Below are 15,896 nucleotides of genomic sequence, written 5' to 3' on the forward strand. Positions count from 1 at the left end.
CTGCGAGGCCGTCAGTCGTCTGCCGGACTCGTGGCGGCGGCACCCGAACTCGTCGCATTCCCGGAGAAACCGATTCCAGCGGCGACGAAGGCGAACAAGACGAGCGGTGAGAGGTAACCGAAGAAGTAGTACGGGGCGTACGAGAGCGTGGCAACACCGAGAACGCCCGACATGTACGCGCCACCGGCGTGCCACGGGAAGAGTGCACCCGTCGGGGTTCCTGCGGACTCGATGGCCTGCGAGAGGTCCGAACTGTCGAGGCCGAACTCGTCGTAGGTGTTCCGGAGCGTCATGCCGGGGACGACGATGCTCATGTACTGTTGGGCCGTGAGCGCGTTGGTCAGAATCGCGGAGGCACCCGTCGCGGCGACGAGCGACCCGGTGTTTTTGACACCTTGTTCGAGGCGGTGTGCGAGCACGGCGAGGACACCAGTCTGTTCGAGGAGGCCGCCGAGCGTCAGTGCGGCGACGACGATGGCGATGGTCCACGCGGACCCGGAGACGCCACCGGCGGCGAGGAGACTGTTGACGAGTTCAGACCCGGTTTCGGGGCTGGTTCCGCGCATGAAGACCTGCCACGCCGTGACGAACGTGGTACCTTGGACGAGGAGACTCGTGAAGGCGCCTGCGAAGGCACCGGCGAGGAGCACGTTGAGCGCGGGGTATCCCGCGGCGGCGAGGCCGAAGGTGACGGCGAGTGGGATGAACGCGAGGAGCGAGATGTTGTACGAGGAGGTGAGTGCAGTCTGAATCTCGGTGATTTGGCCGGCAGGAATCGCCCCGGAGAAGCCGAGACTGAGGACGACGAAGCCAACGACAGAGAGTCCGAACGCGATGAGCGTCCCGTTGCGCATCGCTCGGATGTGGTCGTAGAGGTCGGTGTTCGTGACCGCAGCAGCGAGATTGGTCGTGTCCGAGAGGGGTGACTGCTTGTCACCCGCGTAGGCACCAGTGAGGATTGCACCGGCGGTCATCGGCTCGGGGACGCCGAGTCCAGAGCCGATGCCGATGAACGCGACACCGAGAGTGCCGACGGCAGTCCACGACGAACCGATGGCGAAGGTGGTGATGCCGACGAGGATGGCCGTTGCGGGCAGGAAGATTTCCGGCGAGAGCAGGTCGAGGCCGAAGTACATCAGCGTCGGAATCGTCCCTGCGGACACCCACGTCGCGACGACGCCGTAGATGACGAACAGAATCAACACTGCCTGCAGGCCCATCGACAGACTTCGTTCGATACCCTCGTAGAGGTCGGTCCAGGTGTATCCCCAGACGTAGCGACCGAGGAGGCCGACGAGTGCGATACTCCAGATGAGCGGAATGTGTGGGTCGAGTTTCAGCCACGCCGAGCCGAGGCCGAGGAACGCGACGAGCCCGACGACCGGAATGAGCGCTTGGAGGAAACTTGGGCGCTTCTCCGGCGAGAGGTCGTCGAACGACCGTGGCGTGTAACTATCAGTTCCCATCGTAGTTCGACAAATAACTTCGGAGCATAAAATTGTGTTGTGTTATAATTCAAGCGCATTGTTATGCAATGTCGTATTTACTATTGACAGGAAAATGTTTTCTAGTAATATTCTTCGAGCTGTTCTGTCCTCGATTGTTGACAGTCTTCTGTACGAGAACATGTCAACGAGGGAAAGTTCAATGCCCGTAGCGCGCGAGGACATGAGCATGGTCCTCGACGAGTTCTTCTTAGCCCCTCTCGGACTCGTAGCGCTCCTCGGCGCTATCCCCCTCATCGTTCTCTATCTTCTGCGGCCGGAGCCGGCCCGGCGGACCCTCCCAACCTTTCGGTTCCTCGCAGAGACAGCAGGGCGAACCGCATCGAATCCAATCTTCGACCGACTGCTCCGAAGTCTGCTCCTTCTCATCCAACTCCTCGCAATCGTCACGTTGGTCGTGTCGCTTGCGACGCCGTACGTTCTCGTCCCGGAGGCAGAGACTGTCTCCGAGACGGTTCTTGTTCTCGACACGAGTGCGAGTATGGCGGTCCGTGACAACGGTGGGACGCGATTCGACAAGGCGCTCAGCGCCGCGCGTGACGAAGTGACTGGAACTACGTCCGTCGTCGCAGCCTCCTCGTCCGCTGATGTCGTGGTCAGGCGTGGGAGCAGCATCGACGCGAGAGCAGCACTCGACGGACTCACCGTGACCGACTCACCGGGAGACCTCCGCACGGCGGTCACGACAGCAACGTCGATTGCCGGCGAAGACGCCCGTATCGTCGTCCTCAGCGACTTCGCGGACGACTCACCGTGGGCAGACGCCGTTCGTGAGGCCCGCGCGAGAGGACTCGTCGTGGAACTCCAGCAGTTCGCCGGTGGCGGCGAGAACAACGTCGGTATCGTCGACCGGCGCTTCTCGGGGACGAACGTCACCGTCACCGTGAAAAACTACAGAGACACGCCAGCCACACGCACGGTCTCACTCGCCGGGACGAGCCGACAGGTCGAACTCGCCGCTGGTGACGTGGCGACTGCGACGCTTCCGGTTCCAGCGGGCGGTGGACGCGTCACGCTCTCACCGAGCGATAGCTTCGCCACCGACGACGAGTTGTACATCGCGGCACCGGAAGACGAGTCCATAGACGTACTCGTCCTCACGAACGACGAGAACGAGTACCTCACTGCGGCGCTGTCGGTCATCCCTGAGGTATCGCTGACGGTCGACAACCCGCCGACGAGTATCACCTCGTCGTACGACGTCATCATCTACAGTAACGTCAACCCTGGTCGCATACTCAGGAGTAACGTCGATGCCGGACGTGATACCCTCGCTGATGGCGGCGGCGTTGCGATTCAGGCCCAAGAAGAGCCACCGAACTATGGCGACCTCCTCCTCGTCTCTCCGGAGCGAATCGGAACGACTCCGACGATCAGGTCCGTCGAAGCGCACGAACTGACTCGGGACATCACCTTCCCCCCACCGACCGAGTACGTCGTTGGGTCCCTCCAAGATGGTGAGTCGCTGGTGACGGCGACCGATGGCACGTCACTCATCGCCATCTCGGAACGCGGAGAAGGTCGCCTCGTCTACTATGGGTTCATCGAAGAGCAGTCGGCGTTCAAGTTCAACTACCAGTATCCGGTGTTCTGGAAACGCACCGTCTTCTATCTCGCCGGGCGCTCGACACTTGGTGAACTGAACCAACCGACGGGTGGGTCTATCGGAGCCAGTCCGAATCAGACGGTCGAGGGGCCGTCTGGAGAGATTACCGGCCCTGAGGTACGACTCGCTGATGCGGGGTTCTACCGCGTTGGAAACGAGCGGGTCGCCGCGTCACTCCTCAGTGAGTCCGAGTCCGACGTGGTCGCACCCCCGTTGACGGGTGAGAACGCGCCAGCAAACTTCCCGACACGAGTCGAAGAACGACTGGTTCCTGACGCGTTGACCGAGTGGGCGGTCCTCGTCGCACTCGGCGCTACGCTCGTCGAACTGGGCTACCTGCGTCGTCGAGGTGACCTCTGATGACGCTCATCGCGTGGACGACCGAACTGGGAGACATCACGGTCGGGTTAGAGCGCCCGCTGTTCCTCGTCGTCTTCCCGGTCGCAGTCGCCCTCACGTGGGTCCTCATCTTCCGCGGGGCGACGGGTACTGCGGGGGTCCGGTCACGACGACTCCTGTTCGCGTCACGTCTGTTCGTCGCACTCTTGTTGGTCGTCGCAGCGGCGGGCCCGTACACAGTCGCGACCAGACAGACCGACGGAGACCCGCGAGTGACGCTCCTCGTCGACGAATCCGACAGTATGGACGTCTCGTCTAGCATAGCGTCGAAACTGGCGGACGATATCGAAGCAGAGGGCGTCCCCGTGACCGTGTCTACCGTCGCACGAGGTGACGAATCGGCGCTTGGTGAGGCGTTGGCGGCAAATCTCCGTCCCGGTGGGACCGTCGTCCTCGTCTCTGATGGGCAGGTGACGAGAGGACGGAGTCTCGCCTCTGCCGCCACGTTAGCCCGCGACCTGAACGCGACGGTGAGTGCTGTCCCACCGACGACGACCGAGACCGAACAGTACGTCTCGCTGAGTGGCCCCGCAAAGACGAGCGTCGGCGTCGACAACGCCTTCCTCGCGCAGGTTAGTGGTGTCGTCCCGGATGAGGCAGAAGACATCGAGGTCGTTCTCGAAATCGACGGCGAGGAAGTCAGACGCGAGACACTCCCGTCGTCGGGTGGGAGCATCCAATTCACACGCTCGTTCAACACGACCGGTGTCCACCGCATCACTGCCAGCATCGACAGCGACGACGAGTTCGAGCGGAACAACGAGTTCCACAAGTCGGTCCGGGTCGTCGAACCGCCCAAGATTCTGTACGTCTCTCGAACCTCGTTCCCGTTCCGGGCGTACCTCTCTGAACTGTACGAAGTTGACACCGCCGACCGAGTTCCCTCTGACCTCTCGCGGTACCACGCCGTCGTCCTCCAGGATATGAACGCCAACGACGTTGGAAACGTGGACACGCTCCAGCGATTCGTCATCGACGGCGGTGGACTCCTCGTCGTCGGTGGCCGGAACTCCTTCGAGAACGGTGAGTACGACGGGTCGAGTCTGGCGTCGATGCTCCCCGTGACGACCGGAGAGGGTGCATCACAGAGTACGAACCTCGTCTTCGCAATCGACGTGTCCGGGAGTGCAGAGTCGGGGATGCGCGTCCAAAAGAGCGTGGCGCTCGACGCACTCGACCAACTCGGTGACGACAACCAAGTGGGCATCGTCGGGTTCAACTACCGCGCGTACGAGGTTGCGCCACTTCGCCCAATCGGCTCGAACCGGGAGTCGACTGCCGACCTCATCCGGCGACTCGAATCCGGCGGTGCGACGGACATCGCCGTCGGTCTCAAAGGCGCTGCACAGCAACTCGGTGAACGACGGGGGACGGTCATCCTCATCAGTGACGGCCACGACCGATTCGAGGACGCGGCAACCGTCGCGGACCAACTCGGTCGGAGTGGCGTTCGTGTCATCACCATCGGTACCGGCCCGAGTCCGAACGAACAGACGCTCCGCGAAATCGCGCGGGCGTCGGGTGGAAACTACCTCCGTGCCGACGAGACGAACCGCCTCCGAATCCTCTTCGGCGGCGCGAACCGTCAGTACGCCGGCGACGGACTGACCATCGTCGACCAGAACAACTTCGTCACCGCCGGCGTGGAGCTGACGTCGAACCCTGGAAACGTCAACGACGTGGCCATCAGACGCGGTGCGGACTTCCTCGTGGCGGCAGACGATGGAACGCCCGCCGTCGCCACGTGGCGTTACGGCCTCGGCCGTGTTGCGACCATCACGTCCTACGGCGCAGACGGGTCACTCGATGGCCTCCTCAGTCGACCGGATTCGTTGCTCCTCACGAAGTCGACGAACTACGTCATCGGCGACCCCGAGCGCAAGGCGTCTGGCGTGACTGACGTGCGCGACACCCGCGTCGGGTCGCCCGTGACCGTCGTCTACCGCGGCGAGGCACGACCTGAAGACACGGAGAACGTCACGTTCTCGGCGGTGAGCCCGGGAGTCTACGAGGCGACTATCGTCCCCACAGAACAGGGCTACCAAGACGTACTCGACAGCGCGTTCGCAGTGAACTACCCTGTCGAGTACGGCGGATTCGGAACGTCGACGCAACTCGCCGCCGCCGTCGCCGACACCGGTGGGAGTCTCTACTCCCCGAGTGATGCCGCCGAAATAGCCACGTCTGCTCGCGACAATGCATCAGGTGTGAAACCCGTTCGCGACGACTGGGCGATCTACTTCGTCCTGTTTGCCTTCCTCGTATACCTCTCAGAGGTGCTCCTCCGGCGAGTTCAAGTGTACCGAGGGCGAACCCAAAGTGAAGGTGGTTTGATATGAGCTCCATCGGCCGACCCCTGAATCTGGGCCTCGTCACCCTCGTCGTCCTCCTGACCGCTGGTACCGTCGGTGCAACGATGTTCTACCAGTACTCCGTCGACTCGCTCGACCAACAAAACGAGCAGTTGCGCGAGCAAAACGAGGCGCTCGAAAACGACCTCTCACAGACACAAGAGAACCTGTCGGCGGCCAATTCAGAACTGGCGGAACTGAACACCAGTCTCGAACGGACACGAGGCGACGTCTCGCAGGTCTCGACGAATCTCGAAGACACCGAGGCTCGACTCGAAGCGACACAGACCGAACTCGAGTCGACCCAGTTACTCCTCCAGAAGTCTGAAGAAGAACTCACCCAGTCGCGGAACCGAATCGACGCCCTCGTCGCCGACTTGAACGACCGGAGAGCGATTCAATCCCGACTCGAAGACGAGCTCAACGACCTCGAACGAGTGAACGACGACCTCCAAAGGGCGAACGACGACCTCGAAACGCAGATCAACAGCCTCGAGACCGATATCGACGACCTCCAGCGGCAGGTCGACGACCTCGAATCCGACCTTCGGTCGGCGTGTGCCGCGATAGAGGGCGAGAAACCTCCTGCATGTGATGGCGTCTAACTCCACTTCGACCGACGGACCAACTGACCCCGAGTCAGCGACTGCCGACGACCGCCGTACCGAGATGGCCGCCGCGGTCCGCGAGGTTCGGCGTGAAGTCAAGAAAGCCGCGCTCGTCCCCAGTGTCGTCGACGCTGCGGCCGTGACGCTTCTCGCGAACGTCGTGTTTCGCGTCGTGGAACTGCCGTTCTCCACTTCGGTTTCGCTCGGGGGACTTCCCGGTGTCGACCCGGGCACGACCGTCCACGTGGCCGTCCCGATTGCGCTCGCACTCGGCATCCTCGTCGCAGTCGTCGAGTACACAGTTCGGATGTGGCAACCGCCAGTCGCCCAGTTCGAGCGCGCGAACCCCCCAGTTGCAGAAGCACTGCGAACTGCCCGCGACACGATTTCGACTGACGGCACTTCGGCGATGGCTGTCGCACTGTACGACGACGTGCTCACACGACTGAAATCGACGTCGTCCGTCGAGTTGTTACCGACCCGGCGTGTCGCCGTGACGCTCGTCTTTGCACTCCTGCTCTCGGTGGCGAGCATCCACGTCGCCATCGAAGACATCCAAATCAACGTCCCCGGTGGGCAACAGAACGGGAACGGCTCCGACCTCGACGCCCAAGACCGACCGACTGAACTCCAGAACGGGAGTGCCATCCTCGGCGACCCTGAGAACGTGACCGCCGGTTCCGAAGAGTTGAATGCGACACTCTCCGGCGTCGCAGGATCCGGAGATGGGCCGTCTTCGTCGGCCGCCGCCTACGATTCGAGTGGCTTCGGCGGTGAGTCTGGCGTCGAAAGCCAGCGCGCTGGCTACCTCGAAGACGACACGCTCGAAGAAGCCGAACTGATTCGCAACTACACCCTCAAGATACGAGACCAAGACGATGAGTGACGACCAACACTGGAACCCCGAAGACGACGTAGACGCGACGCTATCGAACGACGGCAGTGGAGAGACTGCCGAACTTGCGGACATGAGTATCGAAGACCTCCAGCGGAGCGTCGCGGCCGTCGAAGACGAAGTCGGAAAACGAATCATCGGCCAAGAAGACGTCGTCGAACGGCTCTTGGTCTGTGTCCTCTGCGATGGCAACGCGCTGCTCGAATCCAACCCCGGGCTCGGGAAGACGACGCTCGTTCGTACTCTCGCCGCAGCGACCGACCTGCAGTTCTCGCGCGTGCAGAACACCCCCGACCTGATGCCATCCGACATCACGGGAACCGAAATTATTCGAGAGACACCTGACGGACGCGAGTTCGTCTTCGAGCGTGGTCCGATTTTCGCGAACGTCGTCCTCGCCGACGAGATAAACCGGGCGACGCCGAAGACCCAGTCTGCCCTTCTCGAAGCGATGCAGGAAAAGCAGGTGACGGCGGCCGGAAACACGTACACGCTTCCGAAACCGTTCTTCGTCCTCGCGACCCAGAACCCCATCGACCAGGGGGGTACCTACCCACTTCCGGAGGCGCAGACGGACCGCTTCCTGATGAAAATCGTCGTCGACTACCCGACGTTCGACGACGAACGGCAGATTGTCAAGCAGTACGCCGAAGGCGCAGCAGTTCCAGACATCGAACGCGTCCTCTCGCAGGAACACCTCCTCGCCGCCCAGCAGCTCGTCAGAAACGTCCCCATCGCCGACGACATTCGTGACCGAACCATCGAGTTAGTTCGTCGAACCCGCGAGGACGAGGCAATCGAGTTCGGCGCCAGTCCGCGCGCGAGTATGGCGCTCGTCCTCGCAGCGAAAGCCCGCGCGTTCGTCAACGGTAGGACGCACGTCTCGTGGGAAGACGTCACCGAGATGGCGGCACCGGTCATTCGCCACCGCATCATCCTCGACTTCCGGGCGGAACGTGAGGGACTCACCGCGGACGACGTGGTTCAACGACTGTTGGAATGATCGACCCAGACTTCCTCGACGAACTCGACCGGTTCGACACTGCGCTGAAGCGCACGTCGAATGCGCCGCTTCAGGGCGACCAGCGCTCGCCGGACGTCGGAGAAGGCCTCACCTTCAGTGACTACCGCCGATACGTCGCAGGCGACGACCCGCGACTCATCGACTGGCGAGTCTTCGCGCGGACCGAAGAACTGTTCATCAAACGGTTCGAGGCCGAGCGAAACCTGACCGTCCACGTCCTCCTCGATACGACTGCGTCGATGAACTTCGGCGACGGTGCCCACAACAAATTCGAGTACGGGGCGAAACTCGGGTTGGGCTTTTGCCACCTCACGGCCGAAGACCACAACGACTTCCAGTTCTCTCTCATCGACGACGTTCCAGACCGAATCGACACCGACACGTCGACGCAAGGCGAGGTGCTTCGACTCATCGACCACCTCAACGAGACGACACCCAGTGGCGACGGTGACTTCAAGGCGGCCGTCGAGTCGTACGCCGACACGATTCACTCACGGTCGCTCGTCCTCATCATCAGCGACCTGCTTTTCGACCCGGACGACATCGCTGACGGACTCAGTGCACTCACTCGCAACGACGTACTCGTCGCGCAGGTGTTGACGGCGGAGGAACTCGGCCCCGCGACGACAGGCGACGCAATCTTCGAAGACCCGGAGTCGGACGAGACCCGGCGGACGTACTTCGGCGGGACCGCCGCGAAAAAGTACGGAGAGCGACTTCGCGACCACCTCGACGCCGTCGACGAACGCTGTCGGCTACTCGGCGTCGAGCACACGCTCGTCGATACGGGCACAGACTTCTTCGACACGTTCGCCACGCTCTGGTTGGGTGCACGACTCAGAGGCGAACGACGCGGACGGCGGTGACGGTCGACCACATCGTGCGCTGCGGATGGAATCACCGCGGACGGCGTGCTTTTCACGACTGAATCTGTCCACTCTCCTGTGACGGACACGCACGAACAGCGAGTCGTGGGCCTCGTCGCCGGGTCGCACGTCGTCAACCACGCCTATCTCGTCGCCCTCGCGCCAGTTATTGGCACAGTCGCGGCGGAGTTCGACGTGAGCATCGCCGCGGTCGGCCTCGCCATCGGCGTCCAAGGGGCCGTCGTGACGCTCTTGCAACTCCCGTTTGGCTACCTCTCTGACTCGAAGAGCCGCACACTCGTCCTCACCATCTCGCTCGTCGTCGGGACGCTCGGTATCGCTGCAACCGCGTTTGCACCCTCGTATCGCTGGCTTCTGGTCTCACAGGCGCTCCTCGGCGTCGGTATCGCCGGACACCACCCTGCACACTATCCACTGCTCGCGACGGCCTCGTCGGAGACGAATCGTGGGCGCGCGTACTCGCTGCACGCCCTCGGCGGGTCGCTCGGCTTTGCTGTCCCGTACGCTATCGCCGCAGGAACTGGCTACCTCGGCCTCGACTGGCGCTGGGTCATCGGCCTCGTTGCAATCCTCGGCGCAGGTTTCGCACTCGTTGCGCTCCCCGTCGCCCGCGGATTCCCACCGGAAATCGCACGACCAGCAGTGTCCGACCGTCCGACTGCTCGCCCAACGCTCGCGGGAGTCCGTCGCGGCGCTGTCAGCCTCGTCAAATCGTCCGGACTGATGGGACTCGCACTCCTCTCGTTTCTCACCTCGGCGGCCGCGTGGTGTATCCGAACGTACTCGCCACAACTGCTCTCCGGGGGGTACGGTCTCGCGCCGGGCACGGCAAACCTCCTCGTCTCGGGCATGCTCGTGACGGGCGCTGGGACCATCCTTCTCGGCGGGTCACTCACGGACCGAATCGGCCCCGGAGACGTCGCGCTCGGCGGGTACGCAGCCCTCGCCGCATTGGCCGCGCTTCTCGCCAGCGGGTGGCTTCCACTCGCGTTGCTCGTCTTGATTCTCCCGTTCAGCGGGACGATTAGCGTCTCACGACCAGCGCGTTCGACGCTCGCAGACCGACTCTCCGAGCGGAGTGACCTCGGCAAGAACTTCGCCGTCGTCACGATTGGAATCTCTCTCGGTGGTGCGGTTGCTCCTCCCGCATTCGGCGCACTCATCGACCTCGCGAGCGTCCAAGTGGCGTTCGGTGTGGTCGCCGTCCTCGGCGTCGTCTCGCTCGGACTCACACGATGGCTCTTGGGCCACGTCGATGGGTCGGCACGAGATACGAGTGCGACTGCAGGCGACTGACGCCAGCCCATTCGCCGCAACTCACGACCCCCAGTTCTCTCCTCTGCCGACGTTCATGGGCCTAAGAGTTCATAACTAAGCTACTCTCTCGCGTCCTCTCTAGTGGTGGGAGAGATGGCTGCGACTACCGAACAAGAACAACAGAATCGAACGACGTGCATCCGGCTCGCCGAAGAGTTGTGGAACAAGCGAAACTACGATATCGTCGACGAAGAGTACGACCCGCTCGTAGAGGTCCACGCCAACGTGCCCGAAGCTGTCGTCGGAACACAAGCCGTGAAAGACTGGGCCCGAATGCCCCACGACGCGTTCTCCGACTTCCACGTCGAACTATTCGACGTGACGGCGAAAGACGACTTCGTCTTCGGACGATACCACATGACCGGGACACACGACGGGACGTTCCGGAGTGCACGAGGTGACATCCCGCCGACCCACCGGAAGATGGACACGTGGGGCCTCGTGGAGATGCGGTTCGAGGGTGGCCTCGTCGTCGAAGAGTGGAACAGCACGGACGGCATACGGATGATGGAACAACTCGGTGTCATGCCCGAGTGAGCGACGGGTCGAACGAAGCACCGCCAACAGCAGACCGACTTTTCTGTTCACCACCAGCATTCATGATGGAATGAATACATAACTATGTCGACAGGGTGCGTCTATACGACTGGTGTTGACAGATGGCTGAACTAACCGACCAGGAACAACAGAACCGCGAGATGTCCTTCCGCATCATCGACGAGTTGTGGAACAAACGAAACTACGACATCATCGACAAGGAGTACGACCCACTCGTCGAGGCGCACGCGTTCTCCGAACCGGAGGGTATCGTCGGAACACAGGCAGTGAAAGACTGGGCTAGAAAGTACCACGACGCGTTCTCTGACCTCCACGTCGAAGCGTCCGACGTGAAGGCAATCGACGACCACGTCTATGGACGGTACCGCCTCACTGGCACCCACGACGGGACGCTCCGCAGCGCACGAGGTGACATCCCAGCGACGAACAATACGATGGATACGTGGGGCCTCTACGAGGTTCGTGTCGAAGGTGGCCTCGTCGTCGAAGAGTGGAACAGTACGGACATCATGACGATGATGGCACAACTCGGTCTCACTCCCGAGTAAGCACGGTCTCTTTTCGAAAAAATCAGTGCGCTGAGTGGCCGCAGCTTAGCCGGACCACTCGCCGCCGACGTCGTCGGCGACTGCATCGCGCCACATTCCGAACCCCTGTCGACAGATTGGACTCTCGTCGATGTGGTCCATGAAGCCTGCACCTTCGCTCTCTAGTTTGGCGAGGCAGAACGGGCAGCGAGTCGGGTCGTCCCACGTGTGTGCAATCACCGAGGGGGATACTTCCTGGGACATGTCTACCGTTATGCGATAATACTTGATAAATCTATGCTCCATTCGGGAATTTGAAAACAGAGTATTATTCTCGTGCCGAATTTACACCTGAACATACAACGAAGAATTTCGCTTTATCCCCGAACCGTAACCCTATACACGCTCCGCGTCCGGTACTCGAACGGTGAACTCTCGGTGAATTATATTTCGTGGGCCGTTATCGCGCTCGCCGCCTACTCGCTCGTCGCCCCCTTGATGAAAGTGGCGACGACCGGACAAGGAAAGATTCCGAGCGACGTGGCCGCACTCATCGCAAACGGAATCCTCGTCACGGCGACCATTGGTGTCATCGTCGTCTCCGGACAGAGCGTCTCCGACTCGGTGGTCAGTCCGAAACTTCCGTACGTTCTCGTTGCCGGCGTCTGTCTGGCCGTGGGTATCCTCTCGTACTATCGGGCACTGTCGCTCGGCCCCGTGTCTATCGTCGCGCCAATCTTCGGGATGTTTCTGGCCGTCTCGGCGCTCGTCGGAATCGTCGCCCTCGGCGAACCCGTCACGATTCGAAAGGTCGCGGGTATCCTGCTCGCGGTTCTCGCCGTCTTCCTCGTCTCCGTCGAGTAACGTGGTCGCTCGCTCTCGGGCCAACTGCTCTCGGGCCAACTGCTTTTGTCGCTCGCGGGCCAACCCCGTGTATGGTACTGCTCGAATCCGACTCTGAACTGGAACGCGGTGACGTTGCACCCGAGTTCGACCTCCCGGGAACCGACGGTAAGACGTACTCGCTGGCATCGTTCGACGACTACGACGCCCTGCTCGTGGTGTTCACGTGTAACCACTGTCCCTACGCGAAAGCGAAGTTCGACGAACTGAACCACCTCGCCGAGGCGTACGACGACCTCGCCGTCGTCGGTATCAACCCGAACGACGCCGAGACCTACCCCGACGACTCGTTCGAGCGCATGAAAGAACTCGTCGACGACGGGACGATTCAGTACACTGCGTACCTCTACGACGAGTCACAGGAAGTCGCCGCGTCGTACGGTGCCGTCTGCACACCCGACCCGTTCCTCTTCGAAAACACGGGCGACGAGTTCGAACTCGTGTTCCACTCACGAATCGACGACGCGATGAGTCCCGACGACGAGGTGACGGCCTACGAGATGCGCGAGGCCGTCGAAGCCCTCCTCGCCGGTGAGGATATCCCAATCGACGAATATCCCTCTCAAGGCTGTTCTATCAAGTGGAAAAGCGAGTAAGACTCGCCACTCGCGACTGTGTGAGTGAGGGTTACTCGCCGCCGAGAAGCGCCTCACGGGCGTTCTTCACGGCCGCGTCCTTCTTCGCCGGGTAGGCTTCGACCTTCGCTCGGAGCGTCAGCCCGCCACCGCGGCGGGCCTCGCCTTTGAACGCGGCCTGTTTGTCCAGTCGCAAGAAGAACTCGGTGTTCTCTGTGACTCGGTCGTCGAGTTCGTCCAACAGTTCTTCGAAGTCCGGGAGTTCGCGAATCTTCGCGAGGATGTGGCGGATATCGTCGGCCCGCTCGGCGCGCGCCGAGAACACGACGATTCGGTCGCCGTGGTGGCCGGTGCTCTCCATACGGTCTACTTCGAAGTCGTCGGGGAGGAACGTCCGAAGCGCCTCCTCGACCCGCTTTTCGTCTTCTGTCTCGTAACAGAACGCTCGAAGGTCGACGTAGTGAAACGGAACGCGTGGCATTGTAGGGGTCTTCTCGGAGGCGGGAGTGTGGTGGGGTTACTCTTCGTCTTCTTCGACGGCTTCGAGCTGGTTCTCGGCGATGCCGACTTCCTGGCCCTCGTCGAAGCTAATCGTGTAGGTCGGCTCACCGAACATGCTCTCGATGACCTGCGTGACCGTTCCGGTCTCGCCGTCGAACTCGCTGTGCTGGTCGTGCAGAACGACTTTGTCGTCTTTCTCGAAGCTCATAGACACAGGTTCCGCGCCACCGAATAAAAGGGCGATGGTTAACCGCGAGCACAGTAGTACAGCGTGCCACGGACCAATCGCAGACGCTGGTCAGCGGAGTGTCGAAGCCAATTTGTGGAGTCACTCCAAACGTCACCTATGCTGAGGCGTTCGCGCAGAAACCGGCCGTCAGACCAACTTCGATGACGGTCGACGACCTCTGGTTCCTCGCCGACCAGGCACGACAACGGGCCGAACAGGCGTATCACCGACTGCGACGAGGCCACGCTGACTTTCTCGAACCCGTCCACACACGCCGGGTCTCACGCGACCGATTCCGAACGTTAGCGACGCGCGTGAAAGCCACCGGAACACCGTACGGCGCCCACACCGTCGTCCGCCGACGCGACGACGAAGTCCTGCTGGTTCGGCACGAGGGGGTCGACATGTGGGTTCTCCCCGGCGGCGGCGTCGACGAAGGCGAAGGGTTCAGAGAGGCGGCTCGCCGGGAACTCGCAGAGGAAGCGGGTATCTCAGCCACCTACGGTGGCCTCGCGATGGCGACGAGAGTCGATATTCGGTGTGGCGGACACCAGACGTGGGGCATCATGCCCATCTATCAGGCCCGCGCCACCGAAGAATCAGTTCCGTCGGCCGACGACCCGGACGAAGAGATTTCTGCGGCCCGGTGGTTCACCGTCGACGACGTTCCGGCCGATACCCGCGACCGGGCGGACCTCCGAGCGTGGTTCGACCACGTCGCCGACGACTGAAGACGGGTCCCACTGAGAAACTGCGTCAGTCGGTCGATTCGTCTGAGACGTGGTGTCCCCAGAATCCGGGGTACTTCTCGACGGTGAGGTCACCCAAGACGAGCGTCTGACACGCCAGTCGAAGGCCGGAATCGGGGTCGTGAGGCGGGAATCGGAGTCGCCGCCGTTCTTTTTTCGTCCGGTACGTGACGGGGCCTCGAATCCGGACGGCACACGTCCCACAGGACCCGCCACCACGGCAGTTGAACCACGTCGAGTTCCCGTTGTGTGGGGACTCACCGGCCGCTCGAAGGACGTCTCTGAGAACGTCTCCCCGGTCGCAGGCAATCTCGCGGCCACGGAAGCGGACGGTTGGCACGTCCACCGAGAGAACGCACGTGGTTTAAGTCGTATCGTTCTCCGTGTCACACTCTCGGGGGTGTCGAGACGTGGCGACGTATCCCCGGTGAGTTGAAGTACGACACATCCTTCCATCAACTCATGCGACAAACACGACGTGCGTATCTCGCCGCGACGGCAGGTGCGTTGACCCTCGGCACTGCAGGGTGTCTCGGAGGGTCTGGCGGTGGTGGTGCCGGGACTGACGACGGAACCGTCGCTGCTGTTGGCTGTGACGTCCCCGAACGAGCGACAGTCGATTCCCTCCCCGCGCCACGGATGGGCCCCGAAGACGCCGCAGTCGTCGTCGATGGCTGGGAAGACTTCGCGTGCCCTCACTGTGCGACCTTCAGTCTCGAAGTCCTCCCGAAACTCGAGTCAGAGTACGTCTCCGAAGGCATCGTCGCCTACCGCCACCACGACCTTCCGATTCCCGTCGACGACTGGTGGTCGTGGGTCGGCGCGTCCGGCGCCCGTGCAGTTCAGGACGAGGGTGACGACGAGACGTTCTTCGACGTTTCCAAGACGCTCTACGAGCAGCAGTCGACGTTCCGACAAAGCGACGACGAGGAGGCGCTCTCGACGCTGCAGGGCATCGCGGACGACGTAGGACTCGATGGCTGTTCTATTGTAGCGGCCGCCGCACGCGAACGATATCGTCCTCTCATCGAAGCAGAGCGGAAGGACGCCGTCGAAGACCGTGGCTTCCAGGGGACACCGACCGTGCTCGTGAACGGCGAGCAAGTCGCGCCTCGATGGGAAGACCTCAAAACGGCTATCGAGAACGCCCGATAACCGGATTCGACGCGCACACTACCTCTCGCGCATGATTCGCGCACGACACCAGCGGTTCTTTAGGTCGAGATTCACTAGCCAGTTGTATGAGAGCGATGCCAGCGTCT

Annotated in this window: 18 protein-coding genes; 13 read left to right on the plus strand and 5 right to left on the minus strand. The window is 62.0% G+C overall.

Annotated features, from left to right (window positions below; translation table 11 throughout):
* Window positions 1-11: 11 nt before the first annotated feature.
* Entirely contained in the window at window positions 12-1,466 is a 1,455-nt protein-coding gene (gene arcD / locus GJR98_RS11735; RefSeq protein ID WP_151138676.1) for an arginine/ornithine antiporter ArcD, read from the minus strand.
* A 208-nt stretch (window positions 1,467-1,674) separates the two neighbouring features.
* Between arcD and GJR98_RS11740 the strand changes: the two genes are divergently transcribed.
* From GJR98_RS11740 to GJR98_RS11780, 9 genes are all read left to right on the plus strand, one after another.
* A complete protein-coding gene (locus GJR98_RS11740; protein WP_151139440.1) occupies window positions 1,675-3,471 on the plus strand; it encodes a vWA domain-containing protein in 1,797 nt (598 codons plus the stop codon).
* Window positions 3,471-5,849, plus strand: a complete 2,379-nt coding sequence (locus tag GJR98_RS11745) for a VWA domain-containing protein (RefSeq protein WP_151138678.1) — start codon at window positions 3,471-3,473, stop codon at window positions 5,847-5,849. The genes GJR98_RS11740 and GJR98_RS11745 overlap by 1 nt, the downstream gene beginning before the upstream one ends.
* The gene (locus GJR98_RS11750) at window positions 5,846-6,466 is read left to right on the plus strand and encodes a chromosome partitioning protein (RefSeq protein ID WP_151138680.1); all 621 of its coding nucleotides are present in this window, start codon (window positions 5,846-5,848) and stop codon (window positions 6,464-6,466) included. Before GJR98_RS11745 ends, GJR98_RS11750 begins: the two co-directional genes overlap by 4 nt.
* Window positions 6,456-7,355, plus strand: coding sequence for a DUF7502 family protein (locus tag GJR98_RS11755; RefSeq protein ID WP_191965458.1), 900 nt, complete (start codon window positions 6,456-6,458; stop codon window positions 7,353-7,355). The genes GJR98_RS11750 and GJR98_RS11755 overlap by 11 nt, the downstream gene beginning before the upstream one ends.
* A gap of 82 nt (window positions 7,356-7,437) precedes the next feature.
* Window positions 7,438-8,367 (plus strand): AAA family ATPase, encoded by a 930-nt coding sequence (locus tag GJR98_RS11760; RefSeq protein ID WP_225316419.1) that lies wholly within the window; start codon window positions 7,438-7,440, stop codon window positions 8,365-8,367.
* Window positions 8,364-9,254 (plus strand): DUF58 domain-containing protein, encoded by an 891-nt coding sequence (locus GJR98_RS11765; protein WP_151138684.1) that lies wholly within the window; start codon window positions 8,364-8,366, stop codon window positions 9,252-9,254. The genes GJR98_RS11760 and GJR98_RS11765 overlap by 4 nt, the downstream gene beginning before the upstream one ends.
* 78 nt (window positions 9,255-9,332) lie before the next feature.
* Window positions 9,333-10,571: an MFS transporter gene (locus tag GJR98_RS17980; protein ID WP_151138686.1), complete on the plus strand. Its 1,239-nt coding sequence runs from the start codon at window positions 9,333-9,335 to the stop codon at window positions 10,569-10,571.
* Window positions 10,572-10,685: 114 nt separating this feature from the next.
* Complete coding sequence (locus GJR98_RS11775; protein WP_151138688.1) at window positions 10,686-11,129, plus strand: ester cyclase; 444 nt, start codon at window positions 10,686-10,688, stop codon at window positions 11,127-11,129.
* A gap of 122 nt (window positions 11,130-11,251) precedes the next feature.
* Entirely contained in the window at window positions 11,252-11,698 is a 447-nt protein-coding gene (locus tag GJR98_RS11780; protein ID WP_151138690.1) for an ester cyclase, read from the plus strand.
* 45 nt (window positions 11,699-11,743) lie between these two features.
* Here the strand turns inward: GJR98_RS11780 and GJR98_RS11785 are convergent, their stop codons facing one another.
* Window positions 11,744-11,941, minus strand: a complete 198-nt coding sequence (locus GJR98_RS11785; protein ID WP_151138692.1) for a DUF7501 family protein — start codon at window positions 11,939-11,941, stop codon at window positions 11,744-11,746.
* Between the two features lie 174 nt (window positions 11,942-12,115).
* On the opposite strand from GJR98_RS11785, the gene GJR98_RS11790 reads away from it, so the two are divergent.
* Both GJR98_RS11790 and GJR98_RS11795 read left to right on the plus strand, forming a co-directional pair.
* A complete protein-coding gene (locus GJR98_RS11790; RefSeq protein ID WP_151138694.1) occupies window positions 12,116-12,541 on the plus strand; it encodes an EamA family transporter in 426 nt (141 codons plus the stop codon).
* A gap of 71 nt (window positions 12,542-12,612) precedes the next feature.
* Entirely contained in the window at window positions 12,613-13,176 is a 564-nt protein-coding gene (locus tag GJR98_RS11795; protein ID WP_151138696.1) for a thioredoxin family protein, read from the plus strand.
* Between the two features lie 31 nt (window positions 13,177-13,207).
* On the opposite strand, the gene GJR98_RS11800 is transcribed toward GJR98_RS11795, so the two are convergent.
* A complete protein-coding gene (locus GJR98_RS11800) occupies window positions 13,208-13,636 on the minus strand; it encodes an RNA-binding protein (protein WP_151138698.1) in 429 nt (142 codons plus the stop codon).
* Between the two features lie 36 nt (window positions 13,637-13,672).
* Window positions 13,673-13,864, minus strand: coding sequence for a DUF1918 domain-containing protein (locus GJR98_RS11805; protein ID WP_151138700.1), 192 nt, complete (start codon window positions 13,862-13,864; stop codon window positions 13,673-13,675).
* A 182-nt stretch (window positions 13,865-14,046) separates the two neighbouring features.
* Between GJR98_RS11805 and GJR98_RS11810 the strand changes: the two genes are divergently transcribed.
* Window positions 14,047-14,616 carry an NUDIX hydrolase gene (locus GJR98_RS11810; protein WP_151138702.1) on the plus strand — a complete coding sequence of 190 codons (570 nt, stop codon included), beginning with the start codon at window positions 14,047-14,049 and terminating at the stop codon, window positions 14,614-14,616.
* A 25-nt stretch (window positions 14,617-14,641) separates the two neighbouring features.
* On the opposite strand, the gene GJR98_RS11815 is transcribed toward GJR98_RS11810, so the two are convergent.
* Window positions 14,642-14,974: a 2Fe-2S iron-sulfur cluster-binding protein gene (locus tag GJR98_RS11815; RefSeq protein ID WP_151138704.1), complete on the minus strand. Its 333-nt coding sequence runs from the start codon at window positions 14,972-14,974 to the stop codon at window positions 14,642-14,644.
* Window positions 14,975-15,096: 122 nt separating this feature from the next.
* Here GJR98_RS11815 and GJR98_RS11820 point away from each other — a divergent pair, with 122 nt between their 5' ends.
* Complete coding sequence (locus GJR98_RS11820) at window positions 15,097-15,789, plus strand: thioredoxin domain-containing protein (protein ID WP_151138706.1); 693 nt, start codon at window positions 15,097-15,099, stop codon at window positions 15,787-15,789.
* Window positions 15,790-15,896: the final 107 nt, after the last annotated feature.

The organism is Haloferax marinisediminis, assembly GCF_009674585.1.
Taxonomy (GTDB): domain Archaea; phylum Halobacteriota; class Halobacteria; order Halobacteriales; family Haloferacaceae; genus Haloferax; species Haloferax marinisediminis.

Bases quoted from the DNA above. Each gene is read 5' to 3' on its own strand.
- GJR98_RS11810 (WP_151138702.1), top strand. From the start codon at position 14,047: ATGACGGTCGACGACCTCTGGTTCCTCGCCGACCAGGCACGACAACGG.
- GJR98_RS11805 (WP_151138700.1), bottom strand. From the start codon at position 13,864: ATGAGCTTCGAGAAAGACGACAAAGTCGTTCTGCACGACCAGCACAGC.
- GJR98_RS11780 (WP_151138690.1), top strand. From the start codon at position 11,252: ATGGCTGAACTAACCGACCAGGAACAACAGAACCGCGAGATGTCCTTC.
- GJR98_RS11750 (WP_151138680.1), top strand. From the start codon at position 5,846: ATGAGCTCCATCGGCCGACCCCTGAATCTGGGCCTCGTCACCCTCGTC.
- GJR98_RS11745 (WP_151138678.1), top strand. From the start codon at position 3,471: ATGACGCTCATCGCGTGGACGACCGAACTGGGAGACATCACGGTCGGG.
- GJR98_RS11775 (WP_151138688.1), top strand. From the start codon at position 10,686: ATGGCTGCGACTACCGAACAAGAACAACAGAATCGAACGACGTGCATC.
- GJR98_RS11740 (WP_151139440.1), top strand. From the start codon at position 1,675: ATGGTCCTCGACGAGTTCTTCTTAGCCCCTCTCGGACTCGTAGCGCTC.
- GJR98_RS11765 (WP_151138684.1), top strand. From the start codon at position 8,364: ATGATCGACCCAGACTTCCTCGACGAACTCGACCGGTTCGACACTGCG.
- GJR98_RS11800 (WP_151138698.1), bottom strand. From the start codon at position 13,636: ATGCCACGCGTTCCGTTTCACTACGTCGACCTTCGAGCGTTCTGTTAC.
- GJR98_RS11820 (WP_151138706.1), top strand. From the start codon at position 15,097: ATGCGACAAACACGACGTGCGTATCTCGCCGCGACGGCAGGTGCGTTG.
- GJR98_RS11795 (WP_151138696.1), top strand. From the start codon at position 12,613: ATGGTACTGCTCGAATCCGACTCTGAACTGGAACGCGGTGACGTTGCA.
- GJR98_RS11760 (WP_225316419.1), top strand. From the start codon at position 7,438: ATGAGTATCGAAGACCTCCAGCGGAGCGTCGCGGCCGTCGAAGACGAA.
- GJR98_RS11755 (WP_191965458.1), top strand. From the start codon at position 6,456: ATGGCGTCTAACTCCACTTCGACCGACGGACCAACTGACCCCGAGTCA.
- arcD (WP_151138676.1), bottom strand. From the start codon at position 1,466: ATGGGAACTGATAGTTACACGCCACGGTCGTTCGACGACCTCTCGCCG.
- GJR98_RS11785 (WP_151138692.1), bottom strand. From the start codon at position 11,941: ATGTCCCAGGAAGTATCCCCCTCGGTGATTGCACACACGTGGGACGAC.